The 15109-nt window shown below is 69.5% G+C and carries 15 protein-coding genes; 8 read left to right on the top strand and 7 right to left on the bottom strand.

Going from position 1 to position 15109, the window contains the following annotated elements:
• Window positions 1-2 precede the first annotated feature (2 nt).
• The 5 genes from OHA18_RS02790 to OHA18_RS02770 all read right to left on the bottom strand — a co-directional run bounded on the left by OHA18_RS02790 (window position 3) and on the right by OHA18_RS02770 (window position 5143).
• Window positions 3-1475: a mannitol dehydrogenase family protein gene (locus tag OHA18_RS02790; RefSeq protein ID WP_329001949.1), complete on the bottom strand. Its 1473-nt coding sequence runs from the start codon at window positions 1473-1475 to the stop codon at window positions 3-5.
• Entirely contained in the window at window positions 1472-2689 is a 1218-nt protein-coding gene (manD, locus tag OHA18_RS02785) for a D-mannonate dehydratase ManD (RefSeq protein ID WP_329001947.1), read from the bottom strand. The genes OHA18_RS02790 and manD overlap by 4 nt, the downstream gene beginning before the upstream one ends.
• A gap of 10 nt (window positions 2690-2699) precedes the next feature.
• Window positions 2700-3635 carry a 2-hydroxyacid dehydrogenase gene (locus tag OHA18_RS02780; protein WP_329001946.1) on the bottom strand — a complete coding sequence of 312 codons (936 nt, stop codon included), beginning with the start codon at window positions 3633-3635 and terminating at the stop codon, window positions 2700-2702.
• The gene (locus OHA18_RS02775) at window positions 3632-4669 is read right to left on the bottom strand and encodes a LacI family DNA-binding transcriptional regulator (RefSeq protein ID WP_329001945.1); all 1038 of its coding nucleotides are present in this window, start codon (window positions 4667-4669) and stop codon (window positions 3632-3634) included. The genes OHA18_RS02780 and OHA18_RS02775 overlap by 4 nt, the downstream gene beginning before the upstream one ends.
• 96 nt (window positions 4670-4765) lie before the next feature.
• Window positions 4766-5143: a VOC family protein gene (locus tag OHA18_RS02770; RefSeq protein WP_329001944.1), complete on the bottom strand. Its 378-nt coding sequence runs from the start codon at window positions 5141-5143 to the stop codon at window positions 4766-4768.
• Between the two features lie 140 nt (window positions 5144-5283).
• Between OHA18_RS02770 and OHA18_RS02765 the strand changes: the two genes are divergently transcribed.
• From OHA18_RS02765 to OHA18_RS02735, 7 genes are all read left to right on the top strand, one after another.
• Entirely contained in the window at window positions 5284-5604 is a 321-nt protein-coding gene (locus tag OHA18_RS02765) for a YciI family protein (protein ID WP_329001943.1), read from the top strand.
• A complete protein-coding gene (locus OHA18_RS02760; RefSeq protein WP_329001942.1) occupies window positions 5601-6782 on the top strand; it encodes an RNA polymerase sigma factor in 1182 nt (393 codons plus the stop codon). Before OHA18_RS02765 ends, OHA18_RS02760 begins: the two co-directional genes overlap by 4 nt.
• 24 nt (window positions 6783-6806) lie before the next feature.
• On the top strand, window positions 6807-7436 hold the full coding sequence (locus tag OHA18_RS02755; protein WP_329001940.1) for a maleylpyruvate isomerase family mycothiol-dependent enzyme: 630 nt from the start codon (window positions 6807-6809) through the stop codon (window positions 7434-7436).
• Window positions 7433-7816 (top strand): VOC family protein, encoded by a 384-nt coding sequence (locus tag OHA18_RS02750; RefSeq protein WP_329001939.1) that lies wholly within the window; start codon window positions 7433-7435, stop codon window positions 7814-7816. Before OHA18_RS02755 ends, OHA18_RS02750 begins: the two co-directional genes overlap by 4 nt.
• Window positions 7817-8144: 328 nt before the next feature.
• Entirely contained in the window at window positions 8145-10715 is a 2571-nt protein-coding gene (locus OHA18_RS02745; RefSeq protein ID WP_329001937.1) for an ATP-binding protein, read from the top strand.
• A gap of 102 nt (window positions 10716-10817) precedes the next feature.
• The gene (locus OHA18_RS02740) at window positions 10818-11069 is read left to right on the top strand and encodes a DUF4242 domain-containing protein (RefSeq protein WP_329001936.1); all 252 of its coding nucleotides are present in this window, start codon (window positions 10818-10820) and stop codon (window positions 11067-11069) included.
• 2 nt (window positions 11070-11071) lie between these two features.
• Window positions 11072-11875 carry an alpha/beta fold hydrolase gene (locus OHA18_RS02735; protein WP_329001935.1) on the top strand — a complete coding sequence of 268 codons (804 nt, stop codon included), beginning with the start codon at window positions 11072-11074 and terminating at the stop codon, window positions 11873-11875.
• On the opposite strand, the gene OHA18_RS02730 is transcribed toward OHA18_RS02735, so the two are convergent.
• Entirely contained in the window at window positions 11872-13377 is a 1506-nt protein-coding gene (locus OHA18_RS02730) for a serine hydrolase domain-containing protein (RefSeq protein ID WP_329001933.1), read from the bottom strand. The two genes, OHA18_RS02735 and OHA18_RS02730, sit on opposite strands and share 4 nt — an antisense overlap.
• 99 nt (window positions 13378-13476) lie before the next feature.
• Here OHA18_RS02730 and OHA18_RS02725 point away from each other — a divergent pair, with 99 nt between their 5' ends.
• On the top strand, window positions 13477-14010 hold the full coding sequence (locus OHA18_RS02725; protein WP_329001932.1) for a helix-turn-helix domain-containing protein: 534 nt from the start codon (window positions 13477-13479) through the stop codon (window positions 14008-14010).
• Here OHA18_RS02725 and OHA18_RS02720 read toward each other — a convergent pair.
• Window positions 14007-15023, bottom strand: coding sequence for an aldo/keto reductase (locus tag OHA18_RS02720; protein ID WP_329001931.1), 1017 nt, complete (start codon window positions 15021-15023; stop codon window positions 14007-14009). The genes OHA18_RS02725 and OHA18_RS02720 overlap by 4 nt on opposite strands.
• Window positions 15024-15109: the final 86 nt, after the last annotated feature.

Below are 15109 nucleotides of genomic sequence, written 5' to 3'. Positions count from 1 at the left end.
TCTCAGGCCGCGGGCGACGCGTGCGGCCGGGACGTACGGGAGCGCGCGGCCGCACGGGCCGCGGCGCGGACGCCGTCACGGGTGATGACGGCGACGTAGTCGGTCACGCGCCGGGCAAAGTCATTGCTCTCGGCAAGTTCTGTGGCGAACACCTGGCGGATCGCCGATCGGACCAGGTCCTCGGTACTGCGGGACCGCGCCGCGAGCGCCCCGAGCCGCTCGCGGGCCGGATCGACCATGGCCCGCGCGTGCGGACCGGGATCGAACCCGGGCAGGGGTACGACGCAACACAGCCACGCGGCGACCGTGAGCGCCAGGTGTTCGGGCATCACGCCCTGACCGAGCAGCTCGAGCGCGGGCGCGGGGACGCGCTGCGGCAGCTTGACGGATCCGTCGCTGCCGACCTGCTGGGTCCGGTGGCCGAGCGCGTCGTTCGACCACCGCTCGAACAGCGACGCGATGTACGCCTTCACGTCGAAGTCGCGCGGCAGCGTGACGGTCGGCAGGTACTCGTCCTCGAGGACCGCGCGGGCCGCGGCCTCGATGAAGTCGGCCGCGCGTGCCTCGGGGATCGTGGCGTGCCCGTCGAGCGCGCCGAGGTACGCGATCAAGGAATGGGTGCCGTTGAGCAGTCGAAGCTTGAGCAGCTCGTAGGCCTCGACGTCGTCGGAGAAGATCGCGCCGGCCCGCTCCCAGGCCGGCCGCCCGGCGGTGAAGCGGTCCTCCATCACCCACATCGTGAACGGCTCGGCCGGCACCGGGCTGCGATCGTGCACCCCCAGAAGTTCGTACGCCGCCGCGCGGTAAGCATCCGTGGTTGCAGGCACGATGCGGTCGACCATCGAGTTAGGGAAGCCGACGTTCTCGGCGATCCAACTCTCGGCCGGGCTGCCTCTCAGGAATTCGAGGACGAGGTCGCGGGTCTGCGTGCCGTTCGACTGCATGTTGTCGCAGTTCAGGACGGTGATCGGAGCGCCGTGCGTCTCGGCCCGGCGTTCCAGGGCGCGCGCGAGCTGTCCGATCACAGTGCGCGGCGTCGCGCCGGAGAGGTCCGCGACGATGCCTGGATGGTCCAGTGCGAGCCGGTGGGTGCTCGGGTCCATGCAGTAGCCGTGCTCGGTCACCGTCATCGAGACGATGCGGGTGTCCTCGGCCGCGATGGCGTCGACCACCGCCGCAGGGTTGCCGGCAGCAACGATCGCGCCGGTGTGGACGCCCGGCACACTGATCGACGAGCCTTCGGGCGACAACTCGAGGACGGAGTAGAGACTGTCCTGGGCGTTCATCGCGTCGGCGACCTCGGCCGAGCGGCTCGCGACGCCGAGGATTCCCCAGCCGTCGCCGGCCTGCGCGGTGTAGACGGCTTGGTGAGCCCGGTGGAAGTTGCCGAGACCGAGATGCACGATGCCGGTACCGGCCGGTGCGTGGCCGGTCAGCAGGTGCTTAAAGACCGAGGTGCGGTTCAACGCGCTCACCAGTCCGTCACAGAGCCGTCGAGCCGGCGCGCGACGGGCAGGTAGGCGGGTTCGTACGGGAACTTCGCGGCCAGCGTTTCGTCGACCTCGACGCCGAGGCCGGGCGCTTCCCCCGGGTGCAGGTAGCCGTCGCTGAACGACCACGAGTGCGGGAACACCTCGTGCGTGAGCGCGTCGTACCCCATGTACTCCTGGATGCCGAAGTTGTACGTCGACAACCCGAGGTGGACGCTCGCGCCGAACGAGACCGGCGACACGTCGGACGGGCCGTGCGGCGCGGCCTTGACCTGGTACACCCCGGCGAGCGCGAAGATCGTCCGCAGGTGGCTGATCCCACCGGCATGGGCGACCGCGACCCGGATGTAGTCGATCAGCTGCTCGGTGATCAGGTCCTTGCAGTCGTAGATCGAGTTGAACACCTCGCCGATCGCGAGCGGGGTGGTGGTGTGCTGCCGGACGAGGCGCAGGGCTTCCTGGTTCTCCGCAGGGGTGACGTCCTCGAGCCAGAACAGGTCCGCAGGTTCCAGCGCCTTGCCGAGGCGCGCGGCCTGCTGCGGCGTCAATCGGTGATGCGCGTCGTGCAGCAAGGCCAGCTCGGGGCCGACGTGCTCCCGGACCGCGTTGAGTACGGCGGGGACGTGGCGCAGGTAGGCATCCGTGTCCCACGACTCCACGACGGGTGCGCCACCACGCTTCGCCGGCTCGTAACCACCGGCGTCGTGATGCACGCCGTACACCGTCTCCAGCCCTGGTACGCCGGACTGCGCGCGGACCGCCCGGAATCCGTCCTGCCTGCGGGCGTCGACCTCGTCGAGCAGCTCGGGGAGCTCCCAGGCCGAAGCGTGCGTGTACGCGAGGACCCGGTCGCGGGCCGCGCCGCCGAGCAGCTGGTAGACCGGCATCCCGGCGGTCTTGCCCTTGATGTCCCAGAGGGCGAGGTCGACCGCGCTGATCGCCGCCATCGTGATCGGGCCGCGGCGCCAGTACGCCCCGCGATACAGGAACTGCCAGGTGTCCTCGATCCGGGCCGGGTCGAGGCCGATCAGGAGCGGTACGACGTGGTCGCGCAGGTAGCTCGCGACCGCGAGTTCACGGCCGTTGACGGTGGCGTCGCCGTACCCGACGACGCCGTCGGCGGTCTGCACCTTGAGGGTGACGTAGTTGCGGCCGGGGCTGGTGACGATGACCTCGGCGGCAGTGATGCGATCGGTCATAGTGGGTCCTTCAGAGTCGGACGAGATTGCGCAGTTCGTTGCCCGCGGCAAGGGTGGTGATGTTCGCGGCGATGTCGTGGATGCGGCCGCGGAACGTCTGCCGGGTGATCCCGGACAGGTGCGGCGTGAGCAGGACGTTGTCCAGCTGCCCGAACGGAGCCTCCGCGGGTTGTGCTTGGTCGCCACCGGACGGGTACGAGTACCAGACGTCGAGGGCGGCGCCGCGGATGGTGTGGCTGCGCAGGGCGTCGTACAGCGCCTGCTCCTGGACGAGCGGGCCGCGGGCCACGTTGACGAGTACGCCGTCGGCGCCGAGCTGCTCGAGCTCTGCGGCGCCGATGATGCCGCGGGTGGCCTCGGTCAGTGGTGCGGAGACAACCAGAGCGTTGGACTCTTCGAGCATTCTGGACAGTTGACTCGTGTCGCCGGCCCTTAGCCCGTCGGCCTGTCCGCTCGCGGTCACGGCCTGGGCTTGGGCGCCGAAGGCTTGCAGGACTCGCCAGGTGGCCCGGCCGATATGACCGAAGCCGAGGAATCCGACCTTGGCGCCGGCCAGCGTCTCGGGCTGGGGGAGTGCCGGGTCGTACACCGGGGAGCGCCAGTGGTTCGTGCGGAGGGCGGCGTCGGCCTGGGGGAGTTCGCGGCGCAAGGCGATCAGCGCCCAGACGATGTACTCGGCGATCGAGTCCTCGTGGTGATAGGTGTTCGCGACCGGTACGACGCTGGTTGTGACGCGGTCGGTGCCGGCGCCGGCGACCTGGACGAGTTTGAGGTTCGGTGCGGCGGCGGCCATCTCCTCGGTGAACGCCGGACCGACGAGGACGTCCGCCGTCTTCAGCGCGTCGAGCAGCTCGTCCGGAAGCCAGACCAGCTCGGTCTTCGGAAGCAGAGCCTCGAGCTCGTCGCGCAGTGGCAGGAGGTTGGGGTCGGTGATGACGACTCTCATGCCTCGCCCCGATCGCGTCGGGCCGGGGTCCAGCCGGCGACCGGTCCGGTGCTCTGGCGGACGACCAGCTGAGTCGGCAGTGTGACGGCTCTCGGAACGGAGGGAGTCTGGCCAGGCTCCGCAGTCAGTTGCTGGTGAAGCATGTCGATGCTCATCACACCGGCGCGCGACATCGGCACCTGGATGCTGGTCAGCGTCGGCCGGCCGACCTCCGCGAGCGGGGTGTCGTCGATGCCGACGACGCTCAGCTCTCCAGGCACCTCGACACCGAGCGCGGCTGCGCCGGAGATGATGCCCAGTGCCATCAGGTCGTTGTGGGCGATCACGGCGGTGGCGCCGGAGGCGACGACACTGGCCGCCACAGCCTGCCCACCGGCCACCGTCTCCGCCTGCCAGCCGAGCACCTCGAGTTCGATGTCGGTCTGCTCGGCGAGCTGCTGGATCGCTTCCACCCGGGTCTGGTTCGACCAGGACAGCGGTGAGCCCTGGGCGTAGGCGACATGCTCGTGACCGAGGACGCGCAGGTATTCCAGCGCCTGCCGCAGACCGTCAGCCGCATCCGGTACGACGCTGCTCGCCTCGCTGCTCGTCCGGTTCACCAGGACGAGCGGGGTGTCACCGCACAACTCGACGATGTCGTGCGCGGGCAACCGGGGCGAGCAGACGACGAACCCGTCGACGCGCTCGTGCAGCTCGCCGATGATCTCCCGCTCGCGGTCCGGGCTGCCGTCGGTGTCGGTCAGCACGACGGTCTGGCGGCGGTTCCAGCCGTGCGCCTGGGCGGCCTTGACGAAGCTCGCCCACACCGGGTTGCCGATGTCCGGGACGATCATCGCGACTGTGGCCGAGCGGGTCGGCAGGCCGGCCGCCCGCGAGCGGCGGCCGGCCGAGGCGACGTACCCGATCTCCTCCGCGGCGGTGATGATCCGGCGCAGGGTGTCGCGGCCGATCCGGTCCGGGTCGCTGAACGCCCGGGACGCGGTCGACAACGAGACGCCCGCGCGCTGCGCGACGTCGGTCAGGGTGGGGTTCACGAAGGCTCCCAGAGGTTGCGCCAAGGTTTCGGCAAGATTGCGCCAAGTTGCGCAAGCTTGTCAAGACCGTGGCCCTCCGGGAGCCGTCGCCTGCTGTCAGGCGGTCTGCCAGAGCCCGAGGATGTTGCCCTCCGGGTCCTTGAAGTACGCCGCGTAACCCATGTCGCCGACCGGGAGCTTCTCGCCGACGCGTTCGCCGCCGAGGCTCTCAATGGTCTTCAGCGCGGCGTCGATGTCCGGGACGTCGACGGTCAGCGACGGCCGGCGGAGCTCCTCGGTGCGCTGGAACATCCCGCCGTTGATGAAGCCGGGCTCGGCCGGCATCGACTGCTCGTTCACCGGTCCGGTCGACACCATCGTGTAGCCCATGTCGGGCATCTCCGTCAGGTTCCACCCGAACGCCTCGCGGTAGAACGCCCGCGCCCGCTCGCCGTCGTCGTACGGCACCTCGAAGTGCACAATTCGTCCGGTCATTCGCCCTTCCTCCCCTGGGTACGCCGTTTCTCCCGACGCTAGACCCGGCCGGTGATCGCCTCCAGATCTCGTACCGTGGGACTGTCTGTTTCCGGCGCACCCGTTCGTCGGTGGGGTGAGACTGGCTCTGAGGAGGAGCGTTGAAGTACCTGCTGATGATCTGTGGTGACGAGTCGCACGCGAACGACGGCTGCGGCGGCTGGTCGGAGGAGATGGAGCGGCGCGGTGTGGTCGAGGGCGGCGCCGGGCTGCGTCCGCCGACGGAGGCGACGACGGTCCGGGTGCGGGACGACGAGCTGCTGCTCACCGACGGGCCGTTCGCCGAGACGAAGGAGCAGATCGGTGGTTTCGTGCTGATCAACTGCGCCGACCTGGACGAGGCGATCGAGATCGCGGCCAAGCATCCGGCGGCAGGCTACGGGACCATCGAGATTCGTCCGGTGCTGGAGCCACCGGTGTGACCTTCGAGGACATCTACCGGCAGGAGTGGGGCCAGGTGGTCGCCACTCTGATCCGCGTGACCGGTGACTGGGAGCTGGCCGAGGAGTGCGCCCAGGAGGCGTTCGCCGCGGCGCTGGAGCGCTGGCCGCGGGACGGCGTACCCGACAAGCCGGGTGCCTGGCTCACCACCACCGCACGCAACCGTGCGATCGACTGGCTCCGCCGGGAGACAGTCGGCGCCGCCAAGCTCAAGGAAGTGGCCGCGATGGGGGTCGAGCTGGATCCGCCGTACGACGTGCCGGACGACCGGCTGCGGTTGATGTTCACCTGCTGCCATCCCGCACTGGCCATGGAAGCGCGGGTGGCGTTGACGCTGCGCACGCTGACCGGTCTGAGCACGGCGGAGATCGCGCGGGCGTTCCTCGTACCGGAGACGACCATGTCGAAGCGGCTGACCAGAGCCAAGCAGAAGATCCAGTACGCCGGCATCCCGTACCGAATCCCTCCTGCCCACCTGCTGCCCGAGCGGACACCCGCCGTACTCGCGGTGTTGTACCTGCTGTTCAACGAGGGGTACTCCGACGTCGTCCGAAGCAATCTGAGTGGTGAAGCGATCAGATTGGCCAGACTGCTCGTCCAGCTCATGCCAGACGAACCCGAGGCCGCAGGACTGCTTGCGCTGATGCTGCTGCACGACGCTCGTCGCGAGACGCGGCTGGCCGACGACGGGGCTCTTGTCACGCTTGAAGACCAGGACCGCACTCGCTGGGACCACAGTCAGATCACCGAGGGCGTCGACCTGCTGGACTCAGCCCTCCAGCGTGGCGCCGCGGGCCCGTACCAGGTGCAGGCCGCCATAGCTGCCTGTCACGCCACTGCACGCACAGCGGCTGATACGGACTGGCCTCAGATCGCTGCCCTGTACAGACAGCTCAAGCAGACTCCGGTGGTGGCACTCAACCGGGCTGTTGCGATCGGCATGGCCGACGGACCGGCCGTAGGGCTACGCCTGGTCGATGACCTCGCCGCCGGTCCGCTGGCCGGCTACCACTTGCTGCCGGCAACCCGCGCGGACTTCCTCCGCCGGCTCGGGCGGTGCGCCGAGGCAGCACCGGCGTACCAGGAGGCTCTCCAGCTGGCTGCGACGGAGGCGGAGCGGCTGTATCTGCAGAGGCGGCTGGCGGAGCTGTCTGTCTGAGCGATTCGCGTTCGTCGGTGGGGTATGACGGATATCAGAAGCGCGGTCGCAGGCGAGCGGACCGAGCTGGCGGACGTGCTGGCCGGGCTGCCGGAGGAGGACTGGGACAAAGCTACGTTGTGCAAGGGCTGGCGGGTCCGGGAGCTGGTTGCTCACATCACCATGCCGTACCGGATCTCCATGCCGCGGTTCCTGGCCGGACTGATCAAGGCAGGCGGCAAGTTCGACCGGTACGCCGACCGGCAGGCCCGCGCGGACGCAGACGCGTTGTCTGCAGAGGATCTGGTCGACTGTCTCCGCCAGAACGTCAACCACCCGTGGAAGCCGCCATGTGGTGGCTCTGTGGGTGCACTCTCGCACGACGTGATCCACGGCCTCGACGTGACCGTTGCGCTGGGCATCGATCGTCAGATCCCTGCCGAGCGGATGCACCACATCCTGGACGACCTGAATCCCAAGCAGGTCAAGTACTTCGGCGTCGACCTCACCGGCGTCCAACTGCAGGCGACCGACCTCGAATGGACCTACGGCACCGGCGCACCGCTCACCGGCGCCGCCCAGGACCTCCTCCTGGTCATCTGCGGCCGTACCCTGCCACCGAACCACCTGAGCGGCTCCGACGCCGCCCGATTCACCGCTGGAGTGACCCGATGATCATCAGCCTCCCGATCGAGGACCGGCCCCGCTCGTACGCCTTCTACCAGGAGGCCCTCGGCCTGACGCCGGTCGGCGAGCCGGCCGAGGACGGCATCCCAGAACCCCTGCAGTTCGCCCTGACGGACGACGTCACCATGATGCTGATCCCGACCGAGGGCTTTGGATGGGTGCTCGGCGACCAGCCGGCCACCCCGCCCGGCACCAGCGAATGCATCCTCACCGTCCACGCCGACAACGAGGCGGCCGTCGGTGCCCTAGTAGCCAGAGCGGTGGCTGCCGGCGCCAAGCTCGTCACCGAACCGGCCCGGAAACCCTGGGCCTACTTCGCCACGTTCACCGACCCCGACGGCCACCTCTGGATGGTCGAGACCGCCTGAAGGTCGCCGGCGGAGCGCCCGCAGCCATCGCAGGGGCCAGGACGGCCGGCCCGCTCGCGCCGTACGGACGAGGCGATGCTGCTCCGCCTGCCGGAGCAGCTCGTCCTGCCGTGCTTCTGCCAGTGCCTTGCCGATGTAGGGATGCATGATTCCTCCGTCTCCGAGTGGAGCGACAACCGCTCCTGGGACGAGCGTCAGGCAGCTGCACGGCGGCGCGAATCGGCATCCGATGCCCATCTCGGCGAGCGGTCCACCTACCTTTCCGGCCGGGCCACCCATTCCGGTGCCTGGTGTTTACGGTGGTCTGAACCGGTCCCACACTGGCCTCATGCTGTTGCTCGAGCGGGGCAGCGCTCTGGAGGCGTTGACGCAGTACGCGGCACAAGCCCGAGCCGGTGAGGGACGGGTGGTACTCGTCTCGGGCGAGGCCGGCGCCGGCAAGTCCGCTCTGCTGGAGCAGCTTCGAGAAGATCTCGACGATGTCGACTGGGTCGCGGGGACCTGCGACGGCTTGATCACTCCCAGACCACTCGGCCCGTTGTTCGAGATCGCTGAGCAGTTGGGCGGTGAGTTGCTCGAGGCGTGCAACCGCGATGCGGGACGCGACGAGTTGTTCACCGTCCTGCTCCGCCGCCTGTCGGCCCCGGGTCCGCCGGTCGTCGTCGCGATCGAGGATCTGCACTGGGCCGACGAGTCCACGCTCGACCTCGTCCGGTTCCTCGGCCGCCGCATCCGGACGACGCGATCGTTGCTCCTCGTCACCTTTCGCGACGACGCGATCCGGTCGGACGAGGCGCTGCGCATCACCCTGGGCGGACTTGCCGGTGAGCGGGCGATGCGTCGGGTGACCGTTCCCGCGCTGTCGGCCGACGCGGTCGCGATCCTTGCCGCCGACAGTGGACTTGCGGCCGAGGACGTCTACCGCCTGAGCGGCGGGAACGCGTTCTTCGTCCAGGAGGTCGTGCAGTCCGGGAGCGAGTTGCCCGCTTCCGCGCGCGACGCCGTTCTCGCACGCTTCGCACGGCTGAGTGACTCGGCGCGGGCTGTGCTCGACGTCGTGGCCGTCGCCGGATTCCGCGTCGAGCTGAGTCTGCTCGAGTCGTTGGGCATCCCAAACAGTGATCTCGACGAGCTTGTCCTCGCCGGTGCGCTGGTCAGCGAGGCGAGATCGCTGCGGTTCCGCCACGAGATCAACCGGCGTGCGGTGGAGAGCGAGATCCCCGTGCATCGCAAGTCTGCGATCCACGCCCAGCTCCTCGCAGCGCTGCAGCGCTCAGACGCCGATGAGGCGGTGCTGGCTTTTCACGCCGACGGCGCGGGCGACCGGGACGCCTTACTGCGTTATGCGCCGGCCGCGGGGGATCGGGCGGCCGGTCTCGGCGCACACCGGGAGGCTGTCGAGCACTTCGAGGCGGCGTTGCGGTTCGCCGACCACGTCGTACCGCGAACGGCTGCCGACCTGTACTCGCGGCTCGCGGCCGAGGCATCGGTGATCGAACACTGGGAGCTGGCCCTCGACGCGGGTCGGCGGGCGCTGGAGCTGTGGACCACGGTGGCCGATCCGCTCCGCGAGAGTGAGGCGATGCGTGCACTGTCGGCAACGATGTGGCGACTGTGTCGAGGCCCGGAATCGATGGAGCTTGCCGTCGCGGCCGTCGACGTCGTCCGCGACAGCAGCGCGACGCCCGAGCTCGCCCGCGCGTACGCACATCTGGCGCAGTTGCAGAGTCACCACGGTGAGATCGAGGCGGCGTCGGTCTTGCTGCAGCAGGCCGGCGACCTGGTCGACGTACTGGATCTACCGGAGGTTCGCAGCGACGTGGCGAACACGGGTGCCGTCGTCGCATGGACGGCCGGCGAGGAGTGGATGCCTCTGCTGCATCGCGCGCTGGACATCGCGATGGATCTCGGAGCCCACGAGCAGACAGCGCGTGCCTACGCGAACCTGAGTAGCGCGCTGTGCGACTTCGGCCGGTTCGCCGAGGCCGAGTCCTACTACGCGTTGGGTGCGGCCTTCTGCGAGGACCACAACCTGGTCCGGCTGGGATTCTCCCTGCAGGTCACCTGGGGCGAGATCCTGCTGGGCATAGGCCGGTGGGACGAGGCGCTCGACGTGAGCCGGCAGGTTCTCGCCAGCGGCGCCTCGCCGTTCAACCGGCTCTCCGCCGCCATCGTGGCAGGCCGGATCCTTGCCCGGCGGGGCGACGGTGACCCATGGCCTGACTTGGACGAAGCGGTCACCAGTGCCGACGCGACCGGGCGTCCGGACCTGATCGGACTCGCCCGGTCCGCGCGGGCGGAGGCGCACTGGCTGGCGGGGGATCTCGCCACCGCACGGCAGGACGTCACTGTCGGGAGCGTCCATGTCGATCGGGCCCACAGCTGGATCCAAGGACAGATCGCGATCTGGCAGGCACGTCTCGGCGCCACACCATCGTCGACCAGACTCCCGGAGCCGTACGCTCGCTCGGTGAGCGGGGACTTCGATCGTGCGGCCGAACTGTGGGAAGGCATCGGGAGTTCGTACGACGCCGCACTCGCGCTGCTCGACTCCGGTTCGGAGCCGGGGATGCGGGAGGCGCTCCGCCGCTTCGACGCGGTCGGAGCGGTCGCCGCCGCGAGGCTGACGCGGCGACGGATGCGCCGGCTCGGTCTGCGCGCGATCCCTTCCGGCGCGCATCCGTCGACCCGGTCGGACGCCGCCGGCATGACCCGCCGCGAGCGCGAGGTGATGACGCTGGTCGCGGCCGGCCAGTCGAACGCGACCATCTCCGCGCAGCTGGTGATCTCGCCACGGACCGTCGAGCACCACGTCGCCGCGATCCTCGCCAAGCTGGGAGTCGGATCGCGAACGCTCGTCGCAGCCGAAGCCCGTCGCCGCGGTCTGCTCGAAAACTAGGTCGCCGACCGCAGAACCTGGGCAGTCGCTACCGATCTCTCGCACGCCGTCGCCGCCCTACGTTCGTTGTGGCAGGAACCAACGAACGAAAGAGAGCGAATCATGCCGCTGTACATGGACATCCACCACATCACCGACGGCGTCTCGGCAGATGACGTCGCCAAGGCCCACGCCGCCGACCTGCAGACCGAAGCCGGTTACCAGGTGCGCTACCTGCGGTACTGGGTGAACGAGCCCCTCGGCAAGGTGTTCTGCCTGGTCGAGGCCCCGTCGGCGGACGCGGCGTCGATGGTGCACCGCGAAGCGCACGGTCTCGTCGCGGACGAGATCTTCCAGGTTCAGGAAGGGGCCTGACGATGACCCGGCTCGCCTTTCGCCGAACCGGGACCGGACCGCCGCTGGTGCTGTTGCACGGCATCGGAATGTCGCACCGAGCGTGGTCTCCGGTGATCGACGGACTGGCCGAGCGCTTCGACGTCATCGCCGTCGATCTGCCCGGCTTCGGGGAGTCGCCACCGCTGGCGGCAGGGGCGGAACCGCATCCGGCGGCGCTGGCGGATGCGGTCGCCGCCCTGCTCGACGAGCTCGGCATCATGGCGCCCGTTGTCGCCGGGAACTCGCTCGGCGGGTGGGTCGCGCTCGAACTGGCCGAAGTCAGACCGACCGCCGCAGTCGTGCTGATCTCACCCGCAGGCCTCTGGCCGGGACGGACGCCGCTGTACAACCGGATCAGCCTGCGGGCCACCAGATGGCTCGCACGACAGTGGGTCGAGCCACTGTCGCGGCTGGTGGACCACAGGTTCGGACGTGCCGTCGTACTGCGCCAAGTCGTCGGCCGGCCGTTCCGGATGAGTCCCGAGCTGGCGCGGGCGATGGTGTGGGACATGGCGACCGGCGCCGGATTCGACGCCGCCCTCCATGCCGCCCGTGATCGGCACTACCTGGCTTGGCCGGGGCCGGAGGTGCCGATCACGGTTGCCTTCGGCTCGCGGGATCTGCTGTTGCGCCGGCAGTCGCGACACGTCGAGCAGCTCCCGCCCGGAACCCGGATCGAGCTGTTGCCCGGCTGCGGTCACGTCCCGATGAGCGACGATCCGTCCGCCGTTGTTGCCCTCATCACGGCAGCGGCCCGCCGGATCCGGTTGGTCGAGCCCGCCTAGAGCAGGCGCTGGTGCAGGTTGGCCGGGCGCACCTTGCGGGTGCCGGCGGGGTTGTGGCGGAACAGGCGGCCGCCGTACCGGAGCCATTCGACCGAGCCGTCCTTGCCGCGGACGAAGTTGGCGCGGGTGTGCGTCGGCTGTCCGGCCGGGTCGAGGGCGAGGACGTAGTCGTTGCGGTAGAAGGGCAGCCGGAGCGCGACCTCGCCTTCCAGACTGGCCACCAGTTCGCCGTCGCCGGCGACCAGGTCGAGTCCGAATTCGCTCGGCTTCCCGTCGAACCCGATCTGCTGCGACACATAGGAACCCTCGTAGGCAGCCAGCTTCCGAGGCGGCAGCTCACGCGGTACGGCGGGCAGGTTGCTGACCCCGGCGAACTCCTGCAAAGCCCAGTCGTCGGCGAACAGCTCAGCCACCAGTGCGGGACCGCTCTCCGAGTTCGTGAGCAGGGTGATGGCGAAGTCGCGCTCGGGGACCATCAGGAAGCCTGAGTGCTGACCGGACCAGTCGCCACCGTGCTGGACGACCGTCGGGCCTTCGGCGGTCGGCCGCAGCATCCACGAGACCCCGGGCCCGTTCAGCTCGACGAACAACGTGCCGCCCGGCCCGGGGTTGGACTGCATCGCGATCCGGCCGCGCTCGCTCAGCAGGTGCGGCAGTCCCCGGTGGCCCAGGTGGTACTGCGCGTACCGGAGCTGGTCGCGGGCGCTCGAGATCAGGCCGCCGGCCGCGTGCAGACCCCGCGGGACGCGGTCGAAGGCCGGCTCGACGACCGGCTTGCCGTCGACGATGTTGTGCGACGCGGCAACGCTGAAGCCGCCGAGCTCGCTGCGGAAGAACCGGCTGTGGTCCAGGCCGAGCGGGTCGATGACGAGCTCGCGAACGGCGGTCTCGTACGGCTTCCCGTACACCGTCTCGAGGATCAGGCCGGCCACGCCGATCGCGGCGTTGTTGTACGAGAAGACCTTCCCGAGCGGGGTCAGCTGCGGTACTGCGGCCATCCCGGCGACGTACCGGGTCAGCGCGTCGTCGCCATCACCGGTGTCCTGGAAGTAGTCGCCCTGCCAGCCGGCGGAGTGGTTCAGCAGCTGGCGAACGGTGACCCGTGCGGAGACCGACGCGTCCTGGGTCCGGAAGGCGGGCAGGTACGCGCGGACCGGCCGGTCGAGGCTGATCCTGCCACGCTCGACCAGCCGCATGATCGCGGTCGCGGTGAAGGTCTTCGTGGTCGAGCCGATCCGGAACACGGTGTCGGCGGACACCGCTTCCTGCGTGTCGACGCTGGTCACCCCGAAACCGCGGACGTACTCGCGGCCGCGGTACCAGACACCGAGCCCGGCGCCGGGGATCGCGTACTTCGCCATCCCCGCCTCGATCTTCTCGGCCAGCCACCCGATCGCGGCGGGCTCCCTCGCAGTACGGGCGGACGCGGGCAGAGTAGGTAATGCTGCGATCGGCACAGCGGCAGCTGCGGCCTTGAGCACGGTACGACGGGTGAGCGACACGTCAACGTCTCCTCGGGCGAGTTGGAATGCTTCCGTTGCCGCTATTATTACCAGCATTGGTATCAATGGATACCCCGAAAGAACCCTGATGGAGAGCCGATGGCGGAGTCGCCGACCCCGGTGCTGGACGTCCTGCTGCACCCGATCCGCTGGCGCATCGCGCAGCGGGTGCTCGGGCGTGAGGTGACCACGACCGACCTGAAACGCGACCTCCCGGACATCCCGGCCACCACGCTCTACCGGCACGTCGCCGCGCTGATCGACGCCGGCTACCTGACCGTCGTCCGCGAGCGCAAGATCCGCGGTACGACGGAGCGCACGCTCAGCCTGGACCAGACCAAGGTCGGCCGGATCGACGAGCGCGAGGCCCGCGCGATGACGCCCGAACAGCATCGCCAGGCGTTCCTGCTGCTGCTCACCGGCCTGGCCGCGGACTTCGACCGAGCGGTCGAGCGCGGCGACCTGGAAGCCCGTCTGCCCCAGCTCGGCTACAGCCAACTGGCCCTGTATGTCGGTCCCGAAGACCTCGACGCGATCCGCGACGGCGTCAACGCCGTCATCGAGCCGCACCTGAGCGAAGCCCCGGGCAAGGACCGCGTGACGCTGTCCTTCATCGCGCTCCCCGACGTCTAGGAGCGGCGGCGGACGTGGGCGTGCTCGATCGCCGGCGGGGTGGCGGCGTAGTTGTCGGCCGGGTCCAGTTCGGTGCCTGGTGCAACGATCTCGTCGATCCGGTCGAGGATGTCGCCGGACAGCTCGATCTCCGCAGCCGGCAACAGGCTGTCGAGTTGCTCCTGCGTACGCGGACCGATCAGCACGGACGTCACGGCCGGGTGCGCGCGAACGAAGGCGATGGCCAGGTGCGGCAGGGTCATCCCGGCCTCGTCGGCCAACGCGCTGAGCTTCGCCACCGCCGCGGTCTTGGCCTGACCGGTCGGGGTCGAGGGGTCGTAGTGGTCCGGCCGCGTCGACGCCCGGTGCGACGACGCCGGGTTCGCCCGGCCGGACAGCCAACCGCTGTTCAGCGGGCTGAAGGTGAGTACGCCCAGCCCGTGCTGCTGAGTCACCGGGAACACGGACGCCTCCGGGCGCCGGGTGAGGATCGAGTACATGGTCTGCTCGGTCAGGAACCGGTGCGCGCCGTGGCGCTCCGCGGACCACTGCGCCTCGACGATCGTCTCCGCCGGGAACATCGACGAACCGAAGGCCCGGATCTTCCCCGCCTGCACCAGATCGGACAGCGCGGACAACGTCTCCGCGGGATCGGTGTCGTGGTCCGGCCGGTGCAGCTGGTACAGATCGAGGTGATCGGTGCCGAGCCGGCGCAGGCTGTTCTCGACCGACTGCATGATCCAGCGCCGGGAGGCTCCGCGCTGATTCGGGTCCGCGCCCATCGGCAGACCGAACTTGCTCGCCAGTACGACGTCGTCGCGCCGGCCGCGGATCGCCGTACCGACGATCTCCTCGGACTCGCCGCCGGAGTACACGTCGGCGGTGTCGACGAGGTTGATGCCGGCGTCGAGGGCGCGGTGGATGATCCGGACCGAGTCCTCGTGGTCCTGATTGCCCATCGCGCCGAACATCATCGCGCCGAGGGCGATGTCGCTGACCGAGATGCCGGTGGCGCCGAGGATTCTGCGTTTCACGGGATGGTGCCTTTCTCGAGAGTGCCTACCTCTCGATCAGAGCACCCGCGGACGCCCGGGCGTGAGCACGATGCTGGCACCGGCTT

The organism is Kribbella sp. NBC_00709, from assembly GCF_036226565.1.
Classification (GTDB): domain Bacteria; phylum Actinomycetota; class Actinomycetes; order Propionibacteriales; family Kribbellaceae; genus Kribbella.
This window is presented reverse-complemented; position numbering and strand designations above follow the sequence as displayed.